At 64.8% G+C, this 20,870-nt stretch carries 17 protein-coding genes; 15 read left to right on the plus strand and 2 right to left on the minus strand.

Features of this window, described 5'->3' with window-relative positions:
• Window positions 1-238 precede the first annotated feature (238 nt).
• Together CR917_RS00005 and CR917_RS00010 are read right to left on the minus strand one after the other, a co-directional pair.
• Entirely contained in the window at window positions 239-1,459 is a 1,221-nt protein-coding gene (locus CR917_RS00005) for a CaiB/BaiF CoA-transferase family protein (protein ID WP_043862337.1), read from the minus strand.
• 14 nt (window positions 1,460-1,473) lie between these two features.
• Window positions 1,474-2,655 carry an acyl-CoA dehydrogenase gene (locus CR917_RS00010; protein ID WP_054916007.1) on the minus strand — a complete coding sequence of 394 codons (1,182 nt, stop codon included), beginning with the start codon at window positions 2,653-2,655 and terminating at the stop codon, window positions 1,474-1,476.
• Between the two features lie 152 nt (window positions 2,656-2,807).
• Here CR917_RS00010 and CR917_RS00015 point away from each other — a divergent pair, with 152 nt between their 5' ends.
• The 15 genes from CR917_RS00015 to CR917_RS00085 all read left to right on the plus strand — a co-directional run bounded on the left by CR917_RS00015 (window position 2,808) and on the right by CR917_RS00085 (window position 20,866).
• Window positions 2,808-3,734 (plus strand): LysR family transcriptional regulator, encoded by a 927-nt coding sequence (locus tag CR917_RS00015; RefSeq protein WP_104571727.1) that lies wholly within the window; start codon window positions 2,808-2,810, stop codon window positions 3,732-3,734.
• Between the two features lie 409 nt (window positions 3,735-4,143).
• Window positions 4,144-5,265 carry a Re/Si-specific NAD(P)(+) transhydrogenase subunit alpha gene (locus CR917_RS00020; protein WP_043862334.1) on the plus strand — a complete coding sequence of 374 codons (1,122 nt, stop codon included), beginning with the start codon at window positions 4,144-4,146 and terminating at the stop codon, window positions 5,263-5,265.
• An 11-nt stretch (window positions 5,266-5,276) separates the two neighbouring features.
• Window positions 5,277-5,594, plus strand: coding sequence for an NAD(P) transhydrogenase subunit alpha (locus CR917_RS00025; RefSeq protein ID WP_043862333.1), 318 nt, complete (start codon window positions 5,277-5,279; stop codon window positions 5,592-5,594).
• A gap of 2 nt (window positions 5,595-5,596) precedes the next feature.
• Entirely contained in the window at window positions 5,597-7,033 is a 1,437-nt protein-coding gene (locus CR917_RS00030) for an NAD(P)(+) transhydrogenase (Re/Si-specific) subunit beta (protein ID WP_043862332.1), read from the plus strand.
• Between the two features lie 178 nt (window positions 7,034-7,211).
• On the plus strand, window positions 7,212-8,705 hold the full coding sequence (locus tag CR917_RS00035; protein ID WP_043862331.1) for an acetyl-CoA hydrolase/transferase family protein: 1,494 nt from the start codon (window positions 7,212-7,214) through the stop codon (window positions 8,703-8,705).
• Window positions 8,706-9,024: 319 nt separating this feature from the next.
• A complete protein-coding gene (locus CR917_RS00040) occupies window positions 9,025-9,240 on the plus strand; it encodes a DUF1127 domain-containing protein (protein ID WP_104571728.1) in 216 nt (71 codons plus the stop codon).
• 239 nt (window positions 9,241-9,479) lie between these two features.
• Window positions 9,480-9,797 (plus strand): DUF2388 domain-containing protein, encoded by a 318-nt coding sequence (locus CR917_RS00045; protein WP_043862329.1) that lies wholly within the window; start codon window positions 9,480-9,482, stop codon window positions 9,795-9,797.
• 114 nt (window positions 9,798-9,911) lie between these two features.
• Window positions 9,912-10,205 (plus strand): DUF2388 domain-containing protein, encoded by a 294-nt coding sequence (locus tag CR917_RS00050; protein ID WP_104571729.1) that lies wholly within the window; start codon window positions 9,912-9,914, stop codon window positions 10,203-10,205.
• Window positions 10,206-10,232: 27 nt separating this feature from the next.
• Complete coding sequence (locus CR917_RS00055; RefSeq protein WP_043862327.1) at window positions 10,233-10,553, plus strand: DUF2388 domain-containing protein; 321 nt, start codon at window positions 10,233-10,235, stop codon at window positions 10,551-10,553.
• A complete protein-coding gene (locus CR917_RS00060; protein ID WP_104571730.1) occupies window positions 10,550-12,505 on the plus strand; it encodes a DUF4105 domain-containing protein in 1,956 nt (651 codons plus the stop codon). The genes CR917_RS00055 and CR917_RS00060 overlap by 4 nt, the downstream gene beginning before the upstream one ends.
• Window positions 12,506-12,689: 184 nt before the next feature.
• On the plus strand, window positions 12,690-14,141 hold the full coding sequence (locus CR917_RS00065; RefSeq protein ID WP_088514222.1) for a hypothetical protein: 1,452 nt from the start codon (window positions 12,690-12,692) through the stop codon (window positions 14,139-14,141).
• Window positions 14,129-15,604 (plus strand): hypothetical protein, encoded by a 1,476-nt coding sequence (locus CR917_RS00070; protein WP_104571731.1) that lies wholly within the window; start codon window positions 14,129-14,131, stop codon window positions 15,602-15,604. The genes CR917_RS00065 and CR917_RS00070 overlap by 13 nt, the downstream gene beginning before the upstream one ends.
• A 15-nt stretch (window positions 15,605-15,619) precedes the next feature.
• Window positions 15,620-16,024 (plus strand): hypothetical protein, encoded by a 405-nt coding sequence (locus CR917_RS00075; protein ID WP_054916013.1) that lies wholly within the window; start codon window positions 15,620-15,622, stop codon window positions 16,022-16,024.
• Between the two features lie 110 nt (window positions 16,025-16,134).
• On the plus strand, window positions 16,135-19,827 hold the full coding sequence (locus tag CR917_RS00080) for a tubulin-like doman-containing protein (protein ID WP_054916014.1): 3,693 nt from the start codon (window positions 16,135-16,137) through the stop codon (window positions 19,825-19,827).
• A 10-nt stretch (window positions 19,828-19,837) separates the two neighbouring features.
• Complete coding sequence (locus CR917_RS00085; RefSeq protein ID WP_104571732.1) at window positions 19,838-20,866, plus strand: hypothetical protein; 1,029 nt, start codon at window positions 19,838-19,840, stop codon at window positions 20,864-20,866.
• Window positions 20,867-20,870 lie beyond the last annotated feature (4 nt).

Below are 20,870 nucleotides of genomic sequence, written 5' to 3' on the forward strand. Positions count from 1 at the left end.
CGAATTCTACAGCGTTACAACCTGCTGTCAACCACCTTTTTCACCGCTGCCGATCTTTCGATCAAAGCACCTCCAGCCTGACCTGAAACGCCCAACTCATTGATATTCAAGGAGTTTTTCGTTCCGACTGCGCCGGAAGTGGGGCGAATTATAGAGAGATTAAATCGTGCGTCAAGGGCTAATTTGAAACTTTATCAAATCAGCCCTCGCCACCCTCTATATAGATAGGAGAGGGCGCCTACAGCACACCCGCGCCACGCAGGCGCTGCACCTCGTCACCCTTCAGCCCCAGCACCTGCATCAGCACCTGTTCGGTATGCTCCCCCAGCAGCGGCGGCGCATTGCGGTACTCCACCGGCGTCTCGGACAAACGAATAGGGCTGGCCACCTGCGGCACGCTGCCGGCCAACGGGTGAGGAATCTCTATGGCCAGGCCACGCGCCTGCACCTGAGGGTCCTGGAACATCTGCGCCAGGTCGTTGATCGGCCCGCACGGTACACCCGCCTGCTCCAGCTGGCTGACCCACTCGGCGGTAGTCTTGAACACCGTGGCCTGGCGAATCAGCGGGATCAGCTCGGCGCGGTTGGCCACACGCAGTTTATTAGTGGCAAACCGCGGGTCATCCGCCCACTGCGGCTGGCCGGCCACCTCGGCGAACTTGCGAAACTGCCCGTCGTTACCCACGGTCAGGATGAAGTCGCCATCGGCGGTAGGAAAATCCTGGTAAGGCACGATGTTCGGGTGCGCATTGCCCAGGCGACGCGGCGCAACACCCGTGGTCAGGTAGTTCATCGCCTGGTTGGCCAGGCAAGCCACCTGCACATCCAGCAACGCCATGTCGATGTGTTGCCCGCCGCCATCGTGATCCCGGTGGGCGAGGGCGGCCAATATCGCCACCGTCGAATACAGCCCGGTGAGAATATCGGTCAACGCCACCCCGACCTTCACCGGCCCCGCACCGTCCTCACCCTCCGGGCGGCCGGTAAGGCTCATCAGGCCACCCAGGCCCTGGATCATGAAGTCATAACCGGCACGCTTGGCGTAGGGTCCGGTCTGGCCGAAGCCGGTGATCGAGCAATAGATAAGCCGCGGGTTGATCGCCCGCAGGCTTTCGTAGTCCAGCCCGTAGGCCGCCAGCCCGCCAACCTTGAAGTTCTCGATCAGGATGTCGGACTTGGCCGCCAGCTCGCGTACCAGTTGCTGGCCTTCGGGCTGGGTGAAGTCGATGGTGACCGACTGCTTGTTGCGGTTGGCCGAAAGGTAGTAGGCCGCCTCACTGGTGTTCTCGCCATAGGCGTCCTTGAGAAACGGCGGGCCCCAGGCGCGCGTGTCGTCGCCCGCCCCGGGACGCTCGACCTTGATCACCTCGGCCCCCAGGTCCGCGAGGATCTGTCCGGACCACGGTCCGGCCAGCACTCGCGACAGATCCAGCACCCGCAGATGAGATAGCGCGCCCATGGGCTGGCTCCTTATTAATAGAAAGCCTGCAGACCGGTTTGCGCACGCCCCAGAATCAGCGCGTGCACGTCATGGGTACCTTCATAGGTGTTGACCACCTCGAGGTTGACCAGGTGGCGGGCCACGCCGAACTCGTCGGAGATACCATTGCCGCCCAGCATGTCGCGGGCCAGGCGGGCGATGTCCAGCGCCTTGCCGCAGGAGTTGCGCTTCATGATCGAGGTGATCTCGACCGCAGCAGTGCCTTCATCCTTCATGCGGCCCAGGCGCAGGCAACCTTGCAGGGCCAGGGTGATCTCGGTCTGCATGTCGGCCAGCTTCTTCTGGATCAGCTGGTTGGCGGCCAACGGGCGGCCGAACTGCTGACGGTCCAGGGTGTATTGGCGCGCGGTGTGCCAGCAGGCTTCCGCTGCACCCAGGGCGCCCCAGGAGATGCCATAGCGCGCCGAGTTGAGGCAGGTGAACGGGCCCTTCAGGCCACGTACATCCGGGAAGATGTTTTCTTCAGGCACGAACACGTTGTCCATCACGATCTCGCCGGTGATCGAGGCACGCAGGCCGACCTTGCCGTGAATCGCCGGGGCACTCAGGCCTTCCCAGCCTTTCTCCAGCACGAAGCCGCGAATGTCGCCCGCATCGTCCTTGGCCCACACCACGAACACGTCAGCGATCGGGCTGTTGGTGATCCACATCTTGCTGCCGCTCAGGCGATAGCCACCGTCGACGCTCCTGGCGCGGGTGATCATCGAGCCCGGGTCGGAGCCATGGTTGGGCTCGGTGAGGCCGAAGCAGCCGATCCACTCGCCGCTGGCCAGCTTGGGCAGGTACTTCTGCTTCTGCGCCTCGGTACCGAATTCGTTGATCGGCACCATCACCAGCGAAGACTGCACACTCATCATCGAGCGATAGCCGGAGTCGATACGCTCCACTTCACGGGCAATCAGGCCGTAGCACACATAGTTGAGGCCGCTGCCACCGTACTGCTCGGGGATGGTCGCACCCAGCAGGCCAACCTCGCCCATTTCACGGAAGATCGCCGGGTCGGTCTGCTCATGGCGGAAGGCTTCGAGCACACGCGGGGCGAGCTTGTCCTGGGCGAAGTGGAACGCGCTGTCACGCACCATGCGCTCTTCTTCGGTGAGCTGCTGATCGAGCAGCAGCGGGTCGATCCAGTTGAAGCTTGCCTTGCCAGCCATGTGCGAATCCTCGGAAACGTTTTGTCGTGGGTTGATCCTAGGCCGTAACGGGCGTGGCGACAAACGAGAATTGCGCATAGTCTTGTGATAATTTCTCACTTCGTAACGGCACCAACGGCCATTTTTACGACTGATTAGTGAGGTTGACGTATATGCGGCGCAAGATCCCCAGCACCACGGCCCTGGTGTGCTTCGAGGCTGCAGCCCGCCACGAAAGCTTTACCAAGGCGGCCCAGGAGCTCTCCCTGACCCAGGGCGCGGTGTGCCGACAGGTGGGCGGGCTGGAGGAGTTTCTGAATGTGGAGCTGTTTCGACGCTCGCGCCGTGGCGTGAAGCTCACCGAAGCCGGCCTGTCCTATAGCCGCCGCGTCGCCACCCAGCTGGACGCGGTGGAGCGCGATACCCTGTCGGTGATGGGCCAGCAGGGCGCCAACGTGATCGAACTGGCCCTGGTACCGACCTTCGGCACGCAATGGCTGCTGCCGCGACTGAAGGACTTTCAGCGCCTGCACCCCGAAGTCACCGTCAACCTGACCAACCGCACCCGTCCGTTCCTTTTCGCCGACACTCACTTCGACGCCGCCATCTATTTTGGCGACGCCGACTGGTCGGGTACCCAGTCCCACCGCCTGATGGGCGAGAACCCCGTGCCGGTGTGCAGCCCGGCCTTGCTGGCAGGGCAGGCTAGTCTTAGCGCCGAGGACCTCGCGCAACTGCCGCTGCTGCAGCAGACCACCCGACCCTATGCCTGGCGCCAGTGGTTCAACAGCCTGGAAATGAACGTGGCCCGCGACATGACCGGCCCGCGCTATGAGCTATTCTCGATGTTGGCCCAGGCCGCCATGCACGAGATGGGCGTGGCGTTGATCCCGCCCTTTCTCATCCAGCATGAACTGGGGGAGGGCAGGCTGGTGATTGCCAACCCGCATGCGCTGTCGAGCATCAAGGCGTATTACCTGATGATCCCGGAGCGCAAGGTGGAATCCGCCTCGCTGCGTGCTTTTCGCGACTGGCTGGTAGCCGAGGCCCAGCGCTATACCGCGCAGCACAAGGATCAGAGCGGTTTGTTGACCCCGTAGTCAGCAAATATCGAGCCCTACAGATATACGAAAATGTCGCAAATGAGCAGACTGTTCCGGTGCACGCCAAAACACCCCTTAGCCCTGCTGTTTACGGGGCCTTCGCGACATAAAGCCTGTGCACAAATGCGCTTTCGCGAAATTTGTCTGAAAAAATTTCAAATTTTGCGTAATGTCCCTGAAGCCCACGGTTCGCGGGCTTCAGGCCGTTTATTGCGACATTCGGTCACAGGGTGACTTGTAGTTTATCGTTCGTCACCCTTCAGAACCGGTTGAAGCGATTCAGGATCGCCTGCAAAATGCCGCGCCCCGCCCGGATTCAGGGCGGGATCGTGCTGATCGGCCGCCCCAGACGCACCATCCGCAGTGCGCTGGTTTACCAACAAAAGATCACGCAGGAGAAATTGACGTGCACATTGGTGTTCCTCTCGAAACGCAGACGGGCGAGACACGTGTCGCTGCCACCCCCGAAACCATCAAGAAACTGATCGGCCAGGGTCATCAGGTCACTGTGCAACGTGGCGCGGGCGTCAATGCCAGCGTGCCCGACAGTGCCTATGAAGCAGCAGGCGCGACCATCGGCAGCGCTGCCGATGCGTTTGGCGCACAGCTTGTACTCAAGGTTGTGGCGCCCAACGAAAGCGAACTGGGCCAGATCAACAGCGGCACCGTTCTGGTGGGCATGCTCAACCCGTTCAACAATGACGTGATTGCCAGGATGGCCGAACGCGGGATCACCGCCTTCGCTCTCGAAGCCGCGCCGCGCACCTCCCGCGCGCAGAGCCTCGACGTGCTGTCATCGCAGGCCAACATCGCCGGCTACAAGGCCGTGCTGCTGGCCGCGCATCACTACCCACGCTTCATGCCGATGCTGATGACTGCCGCAGGCACCGTGAAGGCTGCCCGCGTGCTCATCCTGGGCGCCGGTGTGGCCGGCCTGCAGGCCATCGCCACGGCCAAGCGCCTGGGTGCGGTGATCGAGGCCTCGGACGTGCGCCCGGCGGTGAAGGAGCAGATCGAATCGCTCGGCGCCAAGTTCATCGACGTGCCGTATGAAACCGATGAGGAACGCGAGTGCGCCGAAGGCGTCGGCGGCTACGCGCGACCCATGCCCGCCAGCTGGATGCAGCGTCAGGCCCAGGCCGTGCACGAACGCGCCAGACAGGCCGACATCGTCATCACCACCGCGCTGATCCCCGGGCGCAAGGCACCGACCCTGCTCAGCGCCGAAACCGTCGCGCAGATGAAGCCGGGCTCGGTGGTCATCGACCTCGCCGCCGCGCAGGGCGGCAACTGCCCGCTGACCGTGGCCGACCAGGTGGTGATCGAGAACGGCGTGACCATCGTCGGCCCCACCAACCTGCCAGCACAGGTCGGTGCGGACGCCTCGGCCCTGTATGCACGCAACCTGCTCGACTTCATGAAACTGCTGTTCGACAAGGACGGCGCCCTCACGATCAACCTCGAAGACGACATCGTCGCCGCGTGCCTGATGTGCCGCGACGGCCAGGTCATCCGCAAGAACGGATAAGGAGCCAGACAATGGAAGACATGCTGATCTCTCACGGCGTCTACAACCTGATCATCTTCGTGCTGGCCATCTATGTGGGCTACCACGTGGTATGGAACGTGACCCCGGCGCTGCACACCCCGCTGATGGCGGTCACCAACGCCATCTCCGCCATCGTCATCGTCGGCGCCATGCTGGCCGCCGCGCTGACCGTGACCCCGCTCGGCAAGACCATGGGCACCCTCGCGGTGGCCCTGGCAGCGGTCAACGTGTTCGGCGGTTTCCTCGTCACCCGGCGCATGCTGGAGATGTTCAAGAAAAAGGCCGCGAAGGCTGAGGGGAAGAAGTAAACATGAGCATGAACCTGGTAACCCTGCTCTACCTTGTCGCCTCGGTGTGCTTCATCCAGGCGCTCAAGGGCCTGTCGCACCCGACCACCTCGCGGCGCGGCAACCTGTTCGGCATGCTCGGCATGGCCCTGGCGGTGATCACCACCGTCGGCCTGATCTACAAACTGGGCGCGCAGCTGGCCACCGACGGCATCGGCTACGTGATCGTCGGCCTGCTGGTGGGCGGCACTGCCGGCTCGATCATGGCCAAACGCGTCGAAATGACCAAGATGCCGGAACTGGTCGCCTTCATGCACAGCATGATCGGCCTGGCGGCCGTGTTCATCGCCATCGCTGCCGTGGTCGAACCACAGTCGCTGGGCATCGTGGCCAGCATCAGCGACCCGATTCCGGTCGGCAACCGCCTGGAGCTGTTCCTTGGCGCCGCCATTGGTGCGATCACCTTTTCGGGTTCGGTCATCGCCTTCGGCAAGCTGTCGGGCAAGTACAAGTTCCGCCTGTTCCAGGGCGCGCCGGTACAGTTCAGCGGCCAGCACAAGCTCAACCTGGTGCTGGGCCTGGCCACCATCGCCCTGGGCCTGATCTTCACCTTCACCGGCAACCTGACCGCCTTCGCCCTGATGCTGGCCCTGGCCTTCGTGATGGGTGTGCTGATCATCATCCCGATCGGCGGCGCCGACATGCCGGTGGTGGTCTCGATGCTCAACAGCTATTCGGGCTGGGCAGCGGCGGGCATCGGCTTCTCGCTGAACAACTCGATGCTGATCATTGCCGGTTCGCTGGTGGGTTCGAGCGGCGCGATCCTCTCGTACATCATGTGCAAGGCGATGAACCGTTCGTTCTTCAACGTGATCCTCGGCGGTTTCGGCGGCGCCGCAGAAGCGGCCGGCCCGGCCGGTGCCAAGGAGGCGCGCCCGGTGAAATCCGGTTCGGCCGACGACGCCACCTTCCTGCTGAGCAACGCCGACACCGTGATCATCGTGCCCGGCTACGGCCTGGCGGTGGCCCGTGCGCAGCATGCGCTCAAGGAACTGACCGAAAAGCTCACCCACAACGGCGTGACCGTGAAGTACGCGATCCACCCGGTGGCGGGGCGCATGCCCGGGCACATGAACGTGCTGCTGGCCGAGGCCGAAGTGCCCTACGACCAGGTGTTCGAGATGGACGACATCAACTCCGAGTTCGGCCAGGCCGACGTGGTACTGGTGCTCGGTGCCAACGACGTGGTCAACCCGGCGGCCAAGAACGATCCCAAGTCGCCGATTGCCGGCATGCCGATCCTCGAAGCCTTCAAGGCCAAGACCATCATCGTCAACAAGCGCTCCATGGCCAGCGGCTATGCCGGCCTGGACAACGAACTGTTCTACCTGGACAAGACCATGATGGTGTTCGGCGATGCCAAGAAGGTCATCGAAGACATGGTCAAAGCCGTGGAGTAAGCCCTTGAAAAGGCTGTGACAAATAGCCCCAGCGCGGTACCGGCTGGGGCTTTTTCATGCCCGCCCAGCCGACAGAAGGCTCTACTTCAGGCCTTCGCATTCGACCTTGGTCGCGGGACGCCGACAGGCGAAATCAATAGACTGCGCATCTAGCTTTAGTAGCCCGAGATAATAATCCATGTACCGTGATCGTATTCGCTTGTCCTCTTTGCACAGCAAGGTAATGAGTGCGGCCGATGCCGCAGGTTTGATCGAGGACGGCATGACCGTCGGCATGAGCGGTTTCACCCGTGCCGGCGAAGCCAAGGCCGTGCCCCACGCACTGGCCGAGCGAGCCAAGCTGTCGCCGCTGAAAATCAGCCTGATGACCGGCGCCAGCCTGGGCAACGACCTCGACAAGCAGCTGACCGAAGCCGGTGTGCTGGCCCGTCGCATGCCGTTCCAGGTCGATAGCACCCTGCGCAAGGCCATCAACGACGGCAAGGTGATGTTCATCGACCAGCACCTGTCGGAAACCGTCGAGCAACTGCGCAACCAGCAGCTCAAGCTGCCGGACATCGCGGTCATCGAAGCGGTCGCGATCACCGAAGACGGCCACATCGTGCCGACCACCTCCGTGGGCAACTCGGCCAGCTTCGCCATTTTCGCCAAGCAGGTCATCGTCGAGATCAACATGGCGCACAACGCCAACCTCGAAGGCCTGCATGACATCTATATCCCGACCTACCGGCCGACCCGCACGCCGATCCCGCTGGTGAAAGTCGATGACCGCATCGGCAGCACCGCGATCCCGATCGACCCGGCCAAGATCGTCGGCATCGTCATCACCGAGCAGGCGGACTCGCCGTCCACCGTATTGCCGCCGGACGACGAAACCCAGGGTATCGCCAACCACCTGATCAACTTCCTCAAGCAGGAAGTCGACGCCGGGCGCATGACCAACAAGCTCGGCCCACTGCAGGCCGGCATCGGCAGCATCGCCAACGCGGTGATGTGCGGTCTGATCGACTCGCCGTTCGAAGACCTGACCATGTACTCCGAAGTGCTGCAGGACTCGACCTTCGATCTGATCGACGCCGGCAAGCTGAGCTTTGCCTCGGGCAGTTCCATCACCCTGTCGACCCGTCGCAACGCCGACGTGTTCGGCAACCTGGAGCGCTACAAGGACAAGCTGGTGCTGCGTCCGCAGGAAATCTCCAACCACCCTGAAGTGGTACGGCGCCTGGGCATCATCGGCATCAACACCGCACTGGAGTTCGACCTGTACGGCAACGTCAACTCCACCCACGTGTGCGGCACGCGCATGATGAACGGCATCGGTGGCTCGGGCGACTTCGCGCGCAACGCGCACCTGGCCATCTTCGTCACCAAGTCCATCGCCAAGGGCGGCGCGATCTCCAGCGTGGTACCGATGGTCAGCCATGTGGACCACACCGAGCACGACGTGGACATCCTCGTCACCGAGCAGGGCCTGGCCGACCTGCGTGGCCTGGCGCCGCGCGAGCGCGCCCGGGTGATCATCGACAACTGTGTGCACCCGGACTACCGCGACGCACTGAACGACTACTTCACCCGCGCCTGCGAAAAGGGTGGGCACACCCCGCACATCCTGCGCGAAGCCCTGCAGTGGCATGAAAACCTGGAAGAAACCGGGCGCATGCTGGCCAGCTGAGGCCGTCCCTGTACAGCCGGTGGCGCGCAATGCGCACCGGCTGTACAGTTGCCCCGCTCAACCGTTACACAAACTGTTCTACTGTACCGGTGTTTTGACGGTACCTTCCTACGCAAAATCCCCTCATTGACCCTAAATTGCACCGTTTCAGTGCGGACCGGTACAGTTGCGTCCAATCCGAGTGCAACAGTCTGCATAAACAGTTAACTGGCCCATCACAATGCAGGTGAACTGTATCTACTGTTATGGACGACACAGGAGGATCATTGGCATCAGTTAAATCACTACCTAATGCCGCCACAAGCGGAAGGATGACACCATGGAACGTACACTCAGTTCCGATCTGGCTTTTGAAAACAACGTTCAACAATCCCAGGGTTCGCTGCCACTGCGCCTGCTGGCCAACCTGATGCTGTGGCAACGCCGCATCGCCAGCCGCCACCAACTGGCTCGCCTGGACTCGCGTCTGCTGGCTGATGCCGGTATCAGCGAAGCACAACGTTACGAAGAGCTGAGCAAGCCTTTCTGGCGTTGATGCAGGGCCCGCCGGCCAACGCCGGCACCCCGAATTCAAAAACCCGTCGCAGGTGACTGCTGACGGGTTTTTTTGTTTGAAAGGCCCGTGCCAGAGCATTCGAACCCAATACCAGTACAGTTTTTATAAACCAAAATACTACCAGTACAATCGTACAGCTGCGCTGCACGAGCCGGCGAAGCAGACGCCACTGCACCACCTGCTGCATAATAGCCGGGCCCATATTCAGGAGATCGACCATGTCCCGTACCCGCCTGCTTGGCGCCGCAATGCTGCTGGCCCTGGCCTCCACTGCCCACGCATCCAGCTTCGTGGTCACCACCGATACCGTGGTGCGTGGCGTTGCCGCCTCCACCAACGCGACCTCCGATGCCTCCTCATCGCTGCGCGATGACAAGATCGTGCGCGCCGCCCGTGACGACGCCGCCAGCTTCGTCGCCAGCCAGGGCGCCATCCGCGGCGTGAAACTGGAAAGCGCCTTCGCCCACATCCGCCAGCAGGCCCCGACCCTGCAGGCTTCCGACGCCCAACTGGCCCAGGCGATCCTGGCCATCTGAACCGCGCAAGGGCCCGGTACACGTAACAACGTGTAAAAGCCGGGTACCCTGCGCTGGTCCCCACCCGCGCATTGGGATAGCCTTGCCGCCTGATTTCACAGCCAACCAGACCTCATGCGTTATTTGCTACCGCTGCTGCTCGCACTCTGCGCGTCGACTGCCGTCCAGGCCTTCGACCTGACCACTCAAAGCCTTGTGATTGCGGGCTACGCCACCAGCAAGGTGACCACCGCCCCGTTCGATCGCAAGCTGATCCTGGCCGCCCACGACGATGCCGCCGCCTACGTCGCCAGCGACGGCGCCCTGCGTGGCGCACAGCTGGAAGCCGCCCTGAACGCACTGCGCCAGCACACCCCCGAACTTCATGCCAGCGACCTTGAACTGGCGCAGGCAATTCTCGTCCAATGATCACAACCGATTTTCCGGAGATGCTCCATGCGTAAACCGCTGATTGCCGCCACCCTCGGCCTGATGCTGCTGGCCGACGTGGTCCAGGCACAAACCCTGGTGGCCACCAGCAATATCATCGTGCGTGCCTTTGGCCGCTCGATCGACTTCACCTCCGACACCACCACCTCGATCCGCGACTCCAAGGTCGTGCGCGAGGCCCGTGACGATGCCGCCAGCTTCGTCGCCAGCCGTGGCGATATCCGTGGCGCGCAACTGGAAGCTGCCTTCGATACCCTGCGCCAGCGCGTTCCCGAAGCACGCGACGCCAGCGACCAGGTGCTGGCCGAAGCCATCCTGTCGCTGTGAAACCCCTTGCCTGGCTGTTGGGCAGCGTACTGACGCTGCTCGGCGCCCCTGCGCTGGCCGACCTGCAACTGCACCTGCAGGCAGACGGCCTCGACCCGCAACAGCAGCGGGCCAGCCAGGCATTGCTCGACGAAGCCCTGCAGGCCCTGCCGCCACGCTTGAAGGCTGAGCTGGACCGCCGCGTCGACGTCTCCTGGACCACCCGCATGCCCGAAGACGCCTATGGCCAGGCGTCGCTGGTATCGAGCCTGGAGCTCAACCGGCGCCTGCTGCCGGGCCTCACCGATGGCAGCGCTGCCACCGCGCAGACCGGTCGGCCGCATGGCACGGTGCGCCAGGAGCTGCTGGCCACCGTTCTCCACGAGCTCACTCACCTGTATGACCGCGCCCGCCTGTGGCCAGCGCCCGAGCGCCGGCTGATCAGCCGCTGCGTGCGCCAGAACACCAGCCTGGGCAAGGTGGGGCTGCCCGATGAATGCCGCGGCCAGACCGAACGCCGCTTCACCCTCAGCGACGACCCGCGCCTGCTCGACCTCGCCGGCTGGCCGCAATACGTGGGCCGGCGTGGCGAGCGCGAACAGCACAACCGCCAGATCGCGCGCACCCCGGACAGCTACGAGCTGAGCAGCCCCAAGGAATTCATCGCGGTCAACATGGAGTACTTCCTCCTCGACCCGAGCTACGCCTGTCGCCGCCCGGCCCTCTACAAGTACCTGCGCGAGCATTTCGACTGGGCGCCTGCCGCTGCCGAGTGTGCGCCTGGGCTGCCGTTCCTCAACGCCGGCAACGACTTCGACAAGCAGCCGCTGGGCCAGGTCGACCCCGAACGCGTGTACGCCGTGGACTTCCTGCTGGCCGAAGCCAACCAGAACTGGGTCAGCCGCTGGGGCCACAGCATGCTGCGCCTGGTGATCTGCGCGCCGGGGCGCCCGCGCGGTCCGGACTGCCGCCTGGACCTGGACCAGCACCTGGTGCTCTCGTACCGCGCCTTCGTCAACGACGTGCAGCTATCGAGCTGGGACGGCCTGACCGGCGCCTACCCCTCGCGCCTGTTCGTGCTGCCACTGGCACAGGTGATCGACGAGTACACCAAGACCGAACTGCGCAGCCTGGCTTCGATCCCGCTCAAGCTCGACCGGGACGAAATCGAAGACCTGGTGCGCCAGGCCGCCGAGATGCACTGGAACTACGACGGCCACTATTACTTCCTGTCCAACAACTGCGCGGTCGAAACCCTCAAGCTGCTGCGCAGCGGCACCGGCAACCCGCGCCTGGCCGGGCTCGACAGCATCATGCCCAATGGCCTGCTCGAGGTGCTGCAGGGTCGTGGCCTGGCCGACATGAGCGTGCTCGACGACCCGCGCGAAGCCTTGCGCCTGGGCTACCGCTTCGACTCCTACCGCGACCGCTACCAGGCCATGTTCCAGGTGCTCAAGCAGCACCTGCCGGTGCCGCAGGCCAGCGTGGAGGCCTGGCTCGAACAGCCACCCGCCCAGCGCCAGCAATGGTTCGCCCAGGCCGACCTGCGCACCAGCGCGGCCTTGTTGCTGCTGGAACAGGCCGGCCTGCGCCGCCAGTTGCTGCTGGCCCAGGACGAGGTCAAGCAGCGCTACCTCAGCGGTCGCGAGCTCAACGACACCAACGTGGCCCAGGCCAACAGCACCCTGCAGCAGATCCTCGCCAACAGCGGCTTTCTCAGCAAACCGGCCGAACTGCTGAACGGCAGCGGCTACGGGCTGCCCCAGGCCAGCGAACGCCAGCAGCTGGAGCAGGCCAGCAGCCAGCGCCAGCAGCAACTGCAGCGCCTGACCGGCGACCTGGACAAGGAAGTACGCGCCTTGCTCGGCCCCGAGCGCGCCGCCGAAATCGCCGCCGTCGAAGCCAACCTCAAGCAGCTCGGTGAACACCTGCGCGCATTGCACAAGGCCGCTGGCGGGCTGCAATTGCCCTGAGTCGGTAGTTGACTTTGTAACTGCCTGTGCCACTATTTCGCCGCTTGAAAAATGGCATTTGGCTGCCATTGCGCCCCGCCGAAAGGCGCCGGGACATTTCGCAGAACCTCTTTCTTTCGACGTGACGGCCTGACCTCAAGCAGGCACTGCCGCGCACGGACGACCGTTGGCATGGTGGGATTATATGGACGTAGTCGGAGACGACCGCGAGTACGAGTGGTCGCTGGATGGGCAACGCTGGTTGCAGGATGCCCATGGCAGGTTCTCCCTGACCCACGTCGCCGGCAAGGCGCTGGAAGACGCGCAGCCCGACCTGGACTTTCTCGTCGGTGCGCAGCAGGCGCCCGGTGCGCAGGGCTGGCTGCCGGCCAGCTTCCGCCATTGCCCGCAGACCGGTACAGCCCTCACACCCGTGCGCTTCGACCGCCAGCAACGCTGGTTGCCGCCCTATGGCAACGGCAGCGGACGCCGGGTGGTGGAGGGCAGTTGCCGGCTCGACGGTGCCGAACACACCCTCGCCGCGCTGTACCGCAAGCTGGACGGCGCTACCCCGCGCAGCCTGAACACCGCGCACAAGTACGACCAGCTGCCACGCAAGAACGGCTTGAATTTTCTCGTCGCCAACCTGGGCGGTCATCGCGAGGCGCTGTTTGCGCTGGCCCGCGACGGCAGCCTGTTCCGCTGGCAGCGCCAGGCCCAGGAGTGGGCGGCGCTGTTGCCGCACAGCACCCCGATCGGCCGTTGCAGCCTGCCCAGCTGGGCGTGGGGCGTGAGCCTGCGCGAGGTGGGCGAACAGCAACGCCTGCTGCTGGCCTGTGACGAGGGTGCCGCCGAGGTGCGCGTCGACCCGCTCGATGGCCGCTACCATGTCGACCGCTGCCCGGGCCGTGCCATCGCCGCCCCCGGCGATCTCGACGACCAGGTACTGATCCCGCAGCAGATGCCCGACGGCAGCTTCAGCCTGGTGGCACGCCACAATGAACAGTGGACCCTGCACCCCATCGCCCACGCCAACCCGGCGCACCTGCAGGGCCTGTCCGCGCCACTGCGCGACCCGGCCTCGCGGCGCCTGCTGTGGATCGGCGCCCACGGCTACCTCAGCGTCAAGCTCGGCGCACAGCTGGACGCCCAGTGGCTGAGCTGGCCCGCCGGTGCCCAGGCCCGCCCCGAATACGGCCCGCCGTTCGTCAACGGCTACGGCATCTGGCAGCAACTGTTCGAGGGCAGCGAGCAGTACTGCCTGCGCCTGGACTCGGACGAACGCAAGGAAGTCAAAGGCTCGCGCCTGAGCACCGGGCACCTGAACTACATGTTCAACGTGCGCCTGGATGCGCCCTGGGGCGAGCACGACGTCGACAACACCCCCACCCGGCGCGAAGTGGTCTACCCCTTCATCGAGTTCATCGACAGCCAGTACCTGCTGTCGGTGCGCGTCGAGTGGCCGTCGAGCCTGCAACAGTTCTTCGGCAACGACCAGGCCATCGACAGCCAGTTCTGCCTGGAACGCGTGGGCCAGCCGCCCTTGAGCATCACCCTCAAAGTGGCCCAACCCTGGAACGCCCAGTGGTTCTTCCACGACAACGCCCTGTGGCTGTACATCGATTCGACTGGAGCGCTCTACCGATGGAACGCATGAACCGCCTGCTGCGCCGTGGCCTGCTGCTGGCCCTGAGCCTGGTGTGCCTGAGCGCCCAGGCGCAACCGCTGCGCCAGGTGTTTCTGGTACAGAACTCCGGCTGGATGGAGCCGTTCTACCTCGACCCGGCTTCGGGCTTCAAACCGCTGATCACGCAACTGGCCGCCACCGCCGCCGGCAACGGCGAAGTGGTGATCGGCGCCTTCAACCAGGCCGACAGCAGCCACCCCTCGCCGCAATGGACCTACCGCGGCCCCGGCACCCACGCCAAGCTCGGCGACAGCGTCAATGCCCTGGCCCTGGCACGCAAGGCCAGTGGCGCCTATGCCGACACCGACTTCAAGGAAGCCCTGCTGGCCGCGATCAAGACCGGCCTGGAAGGGCGCGAAGGCATCATCTGGATCGTCACCAACAACAAGAACAGCCCCAACAACAGCAGCGAGACCCAGCTCAAGAACCGCGAGTTCTACGACCTGCTGCACAAGGAAGACGTGATCAGCCGCATCGCCGCCTTCCCGCAGAAGATGCTGGTCAAGAGCAGCAACTTCGAAGCCAACGGCCTGATGATCTACGCCCTGGCCTACGGCGCCAATGCCGGTGCCGCGCTGGAACAGGTGCTGGCCCAGCCGGCCCTGGCCAAACTGCTGAACGACGCGCGTGTACGCCTCAAGCCGCTGACCCAGGCCGCCGTGCGCTTCATCCCGACCGGCGTCAAGGACACCCCCGACGTCAGTGCAGAGCTGGCCCCCGACCAGCAGACCGTGGTGCTCAACATCAACGTCGACGGCTCGCCCAAGACCGCGGTGTTGCTGGGCCGCTTCGAGAACCAGTTCAACCCCTACCAGATCCACTCGGCCAAGGTCGCGATGAGCCTGGACATGCCCGGCGAAGCCCTGCAGTCGGCGATCTCGATGGACCGCATCGAGAACCTCGAACCCGGCGCCCGCTCCGACGAGCTGTCGATCAGCCTGCAACTGCCGCCGCTGCCGTCGCAGTGGTCCAGCGAAGTGCTGCTGTCCAGCGGCTACCAGCGTGCCGGGGCCATCGAAGTGCGCCTGAGCGAGCAGCAACTGCAGATTTCCCAGCAGTTCATCGAGCGCATGAACGAGCTGTTCCCCAACGATGCACTGCCCGATGTGTTCCTGCCGTCCAGCGAAGCCAGCGCTTCGGCCACCCGCCTGCCGATCGTGCTGCAGATCAGCTACCCGCTGGGCCCGGTGCTGTTGCTGCTGGCCCTGCTGGTGCTGGCGTTGATCGGCCTGTTGCTGGCCAAGGCCCTGATCGGCGGCAAGAAGCCGGTCACGGTGATGGTCGAAGGCATCGCCCAGCAGTACCCGCTCAAGCCGTTCAGCAGCGCCAGCGTCTATGACGCCCGGCAGAACAAGGTCGCGACCGTAAAGCGCGGCCTGTTCGGCGCCACCCTCGAAAAACTCGCCGCCGACGTCGCCGTGCGCCTCAAATAACCCAGGACCCCGATCATGACCCAGACCAGCTCCCTGCCAGCCCCCGTAGAAAACGACGCCGCACCGGCCACCACCACCTCCACCCTGAGCGTTCCGGCGCCGCTGATGGACCTGGGCCCGAAAAAGGTCGACAGCCGTGACGCCCTGATCGGCGTGGCCGTACTGGTGGTACTGGCGCTGATCTTCTTCGTGATCAAGAACGCCTACGCCAACTGGCGCGTGCGCGAGCGCGTGGCCCCCAGCCGCGCCAACGCCTCGGGCTGGTTCCTGTTCCTGGGCCTGCTGCTGGTGTCGGCCATGGCCGTGCTGGCGGTGATCAACTCCGGTCAGTTCCTCACCCCGCTGTACCTTGCGCCACTGGCTGGCGTGGCCGGCATTTCGCTGGTGGCCTGGCTGATGACCTTCTCGGCCAAGCGCTGAGCCCGGCCTGCACTGCCCGCGTCAGGCCTGGCCTGACGCTTCAATTTGATCCACGGATTTAGCCCGCCGACCCGATTCGGCCAGCCCAGCCAGGGCTCATGGAGTTTCAGATGAACGAGAATGCACAACCTTCCGGCCCGGCAGCGCTGAACATGGTCAGCGAGAAGATCCACCCGACGCTGTTCATCGCCCTGGGCGGTACCGGCATGAAGGTCAACATTCGCCTGCGCCGGCGCATTCTCAATGCCATCTGGGGCGGCAACAACCAGGTGCAGCAGATTGCCGACTTCCCCCTGGTGCAGTTCATCAACTTCGACCTGGATGCTGGCGAAGTCACCCAGGACGGCAAGTCGATCAAGACCGACGTGCTGGCCGAGCAAGTGGCCTTCACCTCCGAAGAGAAGATCATCGAGCCGCTCAACCTGAGCAAGTACACCCACTCGATGGACGAGCTCAACCGCCACCGTGAAGTGGCCGAATGGTTCCCGCTGACCCCGGACAAGATCCGCGCCCTGGGCATCGACCCCTCCAAGGGCGCCGGGCAGATCCGTGCGCTGTCGCGCCTGTACTTCTACGACAAGTACCCGGTGATCCGCGACAAGCTGCGCGACAAGGTCGGGCGCCTGCTGGCCAACATCGGCGGCAACGCCGACAAGCTCAAGAAGCTCGGCCTGGAAATCGACCCCGGCAAGATCCGTATCGTCATCAGCGGCTCGGCGGCCGGCGGCACCGGGTCCGGTTCGTTCCTGGACATGGGCTACCTGGCCAAGGCGATCCTCAAGGAACACAACATCGCCGGCAAGGTCGACCTGTTCTTCGTGTTGCCCGGCGGCTTCCATGCCTACAACACCGAGCGCGTGCAGGCCAACGGCTATGCGGCGCTGATGGAGCTGGAAACCAGCATGCGCGGCAACCGTCTGGTCAAGCACTGGGACGCCACCGACAACCTGTTCATCGACAACCGCCCGTACGATGACGTCTACATCATCGACAACAGCAACGTCGCCCAGGCCAAGACCAGCGACCAGGAAGACGTCTACGAGATGCTCTCGGACGTGCTGTTCACCGACTTCACCTCGCAGGACTTCGCCAACAAGAAGCGTTCGATCGCGGTCAACCAGAACCAGCACAAGATCCGCTCCTACACTGTGCGCCTGCCCCAGGACTACGGCGACGACACCGAGCTGCGCTTCCCGTGCTCGTACTCCTCGCTCGGCCAGGCCGTGCTCGACACCCAGATCGATGCGCGTCAGAACGTGCGCCTGAGCCGTCAGGTACAGCAGATGCTCAAGGCGTTCTTCGGCATCGCCAACGCCTCGGCCAACGACAACCGTCCTACCGACCGCGAGCGTGACGACTTCCTGCGCGAGCAGCTGAACGTCACCCCGCGTACCTTCACCGAACTGCCGGACTTCCTGTCCAAGGTCGAGCTGACCCTGGCCACCGGCGAGTTCACCCACTACCAGATCGCCGACGACCTGCTGCTGGTGGAAGGCGACAACAGCATCACCGCCCAGATCGAGCAGAAGGTCGAAGCGTTGTTCGAACGCCTGCACAGCGGCGGCGCCGACAAGGACCAGTGGCTGACCCATGTGCGCGAGATCCAGCAGCAGCTGGAACGCGACACCAAGGGCAGCAACATCGACAGTGCCGAGCGCAACCACGAAGTGCGCATCAAGGAAAACCGCCAGCGCCGCCTGGCCGAACTGGTGCGCGAAGACGCCCTGCCGGAAAAACTCTTCCGTCGCCTGGACGACGATGAGCGCGGTGGCCTGGACTACACCCTGGCCCTGGTCGAGATGCTCAAGGACCGCCTGGAAAACGAAGGCAGCGGCATCATCCCGGCGCTGGAAAAGAACGCCGCACGCTTCAAGGAACTGGCCGAGAAGCTGGAGTCCTCGGAGCTGGCCCGCGAATTCGAGCGCCTCAAGGAAACCACCGGCGGCGGCCTGATGGCCCGCCTCAGCGGCAAGGACAAGCAGGCCGAGACCGTGCTCACCCAGGTCAAGGACACCCTGCGCGACAGCCTGCTGTTCTACGTGCGCCATGTGGCCGCGCGCGAGGCGGCCCAGTTGCTGCGCGAGCTGTCCGACTGGCTGGGCCGCAAGGAGTCGGTGGACCAGAGCGGTCGCGCGGTGTGGAACGGCTTCGTCGGTCGCCTGCAGGACGGGCGCAACGCAGTCGACCAACTGCTGCGCCGGATCGAGACCGACATCAGCAAGATCGACGCCAGCATCAAGGAAAAACACGCCACGCTGATCCCCCTGGCGCTGGTGCAGAACAGCGAAGAACAACCGGTGGACGGCGCCCAGGTACGCGAGTGGGCCAAGGACGCATTCAAGGACTTCGGCGGCTCCAAGACCCTGTTCGGCAAGCTGCAGGACGAGGAGGGCCAGGAAGAGCTGCTGTCCAAGCTGCGCGCCAAGGCCGTACAGCAACTGCCGCGCCAGACCCAGGGCACCGACCCGCTGCTCAGTGCGCTGGCCGCGCTGACCCCGGACGAGCAGCGCGAGAAGTTCCGCCAGTTGCTGCAACGTGCCATGCCGTGGACCCCGCTCAACCTCACCGGCGGCTTCGGCATCGGCAAGGACCGCTACACCTGCCTGGTCGGCGTGCAGGACGCCAATGAGTTCAAGCGCACCTATGGCGCCATGCTCGGCCAGTGCCTGCCACAGGGCACCGGCATGACCGCCGGGCAGATCCAGTTCGTCGAGTCGGGCACCCCGGGCAAGCTGATCTGCTTTACCGAGCTCAGCGGCTTCCCTCTGCCGGCGCTGACCCCGCTGCCGACCTACCTGGCCAGCTACCGCAAGGAAAGCACCACCATCCCGCTGCACAGCCACAAGCGCATCAGCCAGTTCGTGCAGCCGATCCAGTTCACCCAGGAGCAGTACCGCCAGTTCGCCGAGGACTTCAAGCTGTACCTGCACGCGGTCGTGATGGGGGTACTGCGCCGCAACCCGTCGGAGCGCTACGAACTGATGATCGACCAGGACTACTTCAGCGTCGGTGACGAGTTCGCGATCCGCCAGAACGGCCTGAACCAGCTGCAGCGCAAGGACATCGAAGACCAGCTGCGCCAACGCTACGAGCAACTGCGCAGCCCGCAGCAACTGGCAGCCATGGTCGCGCTGTTCGAAGACCTGCGCCGCGGCGCCTACAAGCCGCAGATGCGCCAGGACGAAATCGGCGTGTCGTCGCTGTACCAGACCTTCCCGTACAAGATCGCCGAGTTGCTGAAAAACGAGTACGACAACCGCCTCAAGCGCCAGGCCCCGGACAACGCCGAGCGCCTTGTCGAGCAGGCGCGCGCGTTGCTGCAGCAGTTCACCGAGCCGGTCAGCGGCTCGCGCGCCGATGTGTACCGCGACGAAGTGCACGACGAGCACAGCGAGAAGCGCACCCTGCTCAAGGACTTCTTCACCAGCGGCTGGCTCGACAGCCTGTTCCAGCCGGCCGCCAGCACAGCGCCAGTTGCCGCCCCCATGCCGGGCATGGCGCCACCGCCGCCACCAGGCGCAGCCGGCATGGTGCCGCCGCCGGTGGCCGCACCGCAGTACAGCTACCACCTGAGCGTGGCCGGCACCAACTATGGCCCGTACACCACCAGCCAGTTGCAGCAGTACGTGCAGACCGGCCAGGTGACCCGCGACAGCCTGTTGTGGCGCGAAGGCATGGCCGCCTGGCTGGGCGCCGGGCAGATCGCCGAGCTGGCCCACCTGTTCGCCCCGACGCCCGCCGCAGCGCCGCCTGTCGGTACCCCACCGCCCGTTGCGCCGATGGCGCCACCGCCTGTGAACTGAGGAAGGCCCCATGTCCGCATCCGCGAAAAATCCGGCCTTCCCGCTCAACTGCGCCAGCAGCGCGTGCAACCAGCCCCTGAGCGGCCCGGTGGCGTTCTGTCCGTACTGCGGCGCCAGCAGCCAGGTTGTGGCCGCTGCACCCGCCGCGCCGGCGCCGGTGGTCGTGGTGAGCGCGGCCCCGACCGCCATGCCCGCAGCGGCGCCCGCGCCGGTGATCGAATCGGTGCACACGCTGGCCCCGGCAGGCATCGTGAGCACACCGGTGGTGACGCCGCCGCCCGTACCGCCGGTAGTGCAAGGGGCGCCGGTGGCCAAGTCGCGCAACCTCGGGCGCAAGCTTGCCCTGGCCGCCGGTGTGGTTGTGGCGGTACTCGGCTACGGTGCCTACCAGGCCAGCCAGCGCCAGTCGCTGCAGCAGTTCGAAGCCGAACTGGCCGCCGGCCAGGCGTGCCTGCGCAGCAGCCAGTTCGACTGTGCGCTGGAAAAAGCCGAAAGCGCGCTGCGCATCGAGAGCAAGGACCCGCGCGCCATCAGCCTGCTGCAACGCGCCCAGGCCGGGCTCGAGGGCCAGCAGCGCGACCAGCAGGCCAAGGCCCAGGCGGCAGCCGCCGCGGCCAGTGCGGCAGCCGCTCGTCAGGCTGCGGCCGAACGGGCGCAACGCGAGCAGCAGGCCCGTGAGCTGGCCACCAAGGAGCAGCAGCTACGCGACGAGCAAACCCAGCTCGCCAAGCGCCAGCAACAGCTGGAACAACAGGCTCGCGTCGTGCAGCCGGCGCAGCAGCGTCCGCTCACCACCCCGCGCCCGCCCGTACAACGACCTGCCAGCGCAGCCAATGCCGGGCTGGTGGGCCAGCAACTGAGCCAGGCACGCAGCGCCCTGGCCCGTCGTGACGGTGCCACCGCCCGTTCGCTGGCCAACAGCGTGCTCAGCCAGGACCCTGGCAACCGCCAGGCGCAGATCATCCTGCGCCAGGCCGAGCAACTGCGCGCTCAGTCGTTCAATACGCCAAAGGGCCTGGGCGGGGTGATCATCGAGTAGCCCG

Origin of the sequence: Pseudomonas sp. BRM28, from assembly GCF_002939405.1 — a bacterium.
In the GTDB taxonomy this organism is placed as follows: Bacteria; Pseudomonadota; Gammaproteobacteria; order Pseudomonadales; family Pseudomonadaceae; genus Aquipseudomonas; species Aquipseudomonas palmensis.

Coding starts and splice junctions, on each gene's coding strand:
- CR917_RS00070 (WP_104571731.1), top strand. CDS start 14,129: ATGGAACGCATGAACCGCCTGCTGCGCCGTGGCCTGCTGCTGGCCCTG.
- CR917_RS00065 (WP_088514222.1), top strand. CDS start 12,690: ATGGACGTAGTCGGAGACGACCGCGAGTACGAGTGGTCGCTGGATGGG.
- CR917_RS00045 (WP_043862329.1), top strand. CDS start 9,480: ATGTCCCGTACCCGCCTGCTTGGCGCCGCAATGCTGCTGGCCCTGGCC.
- CR917_RS00050 (WP_104571729.1), top strand. CDS start 9,912: ATGCGTTATTTGCTACCGCTGCTGCTCGCACTCTGCGCGTCGACTGCC.
- CR917_RS00085 (WP_104571732.1), top strand. CDS start 19,838: ATGTCCGCATCCGCGAAAAATCCGGCCTTCCCGCTCAACTGCGCCAGC.
- CR917_RS00005 (WP_043862337.1), bottom strand. CDS start 1,459: ATGGGCGCGCTATCTCATCTGCGGGTGCTGGATCTGTCGCGAGTGCTG.
- CR917_RS00010 (WP_054916007.1), bottom strand. CDS start 2,655: ATGGCTGGCAAGGCAAGCTTCAACTGGATCGACCCGCTGCTGCTCGAT.
- CR917_RS00025 (WP_043862333.1), top strand. CDS start 5,277: ATGGAAGACATGCTGATCTCTCACGGCGTCTACAACCTGATCATCTTC.
- CR917_RS00055 (WP_043862327.1), top strand. CDS start 10,233: ATGCGTAAACCGCTGATTGCCGCCACCCTCGGCCTGATGCTGCTGGCC.
- CR917_RS00075 (WP_054916013.1), top strand. CDS start 15,620: ATGACCCAGACCAGCTCCCTGCCAGCCCCCGTAGAAAACGACGCCGCA.
- CR917_RS00035 (WP_043862331.1), top strand. CDS start 7,212: ATGTACCGTGATCGTATTCGCTTGTCCTCTTTGCACAGCAAGGTAATG.
- CR917_RS00030 (WP_043862332.1), top strand. CDS start 5,597: ATGAGCATGAACCTGGTAACCCTGCTCTACCTTGTCGCCTCGGTGTGC.
- CR917_RS00040 (WP_104571728.1), top strand. CDS start 9,025: ATGGAACGTACACTCAGTTCCGATCTGGCTTTTGAAAACAACGTTCAA.
- CR917_RS00015 (WP_104571727.1), top strand. CDS start 2,808: ATGCGGCGCAAGATCCCCAGCACCACGGCCCTGGTGTGCTTCGAGGCT.
- CR917_RS00080 (WP_054916014.1), top strand. CDS start 16,135: ATGAACGAGAATGCACAACCTTCCGGCCCGGCAGCGCTGAACATGGTC.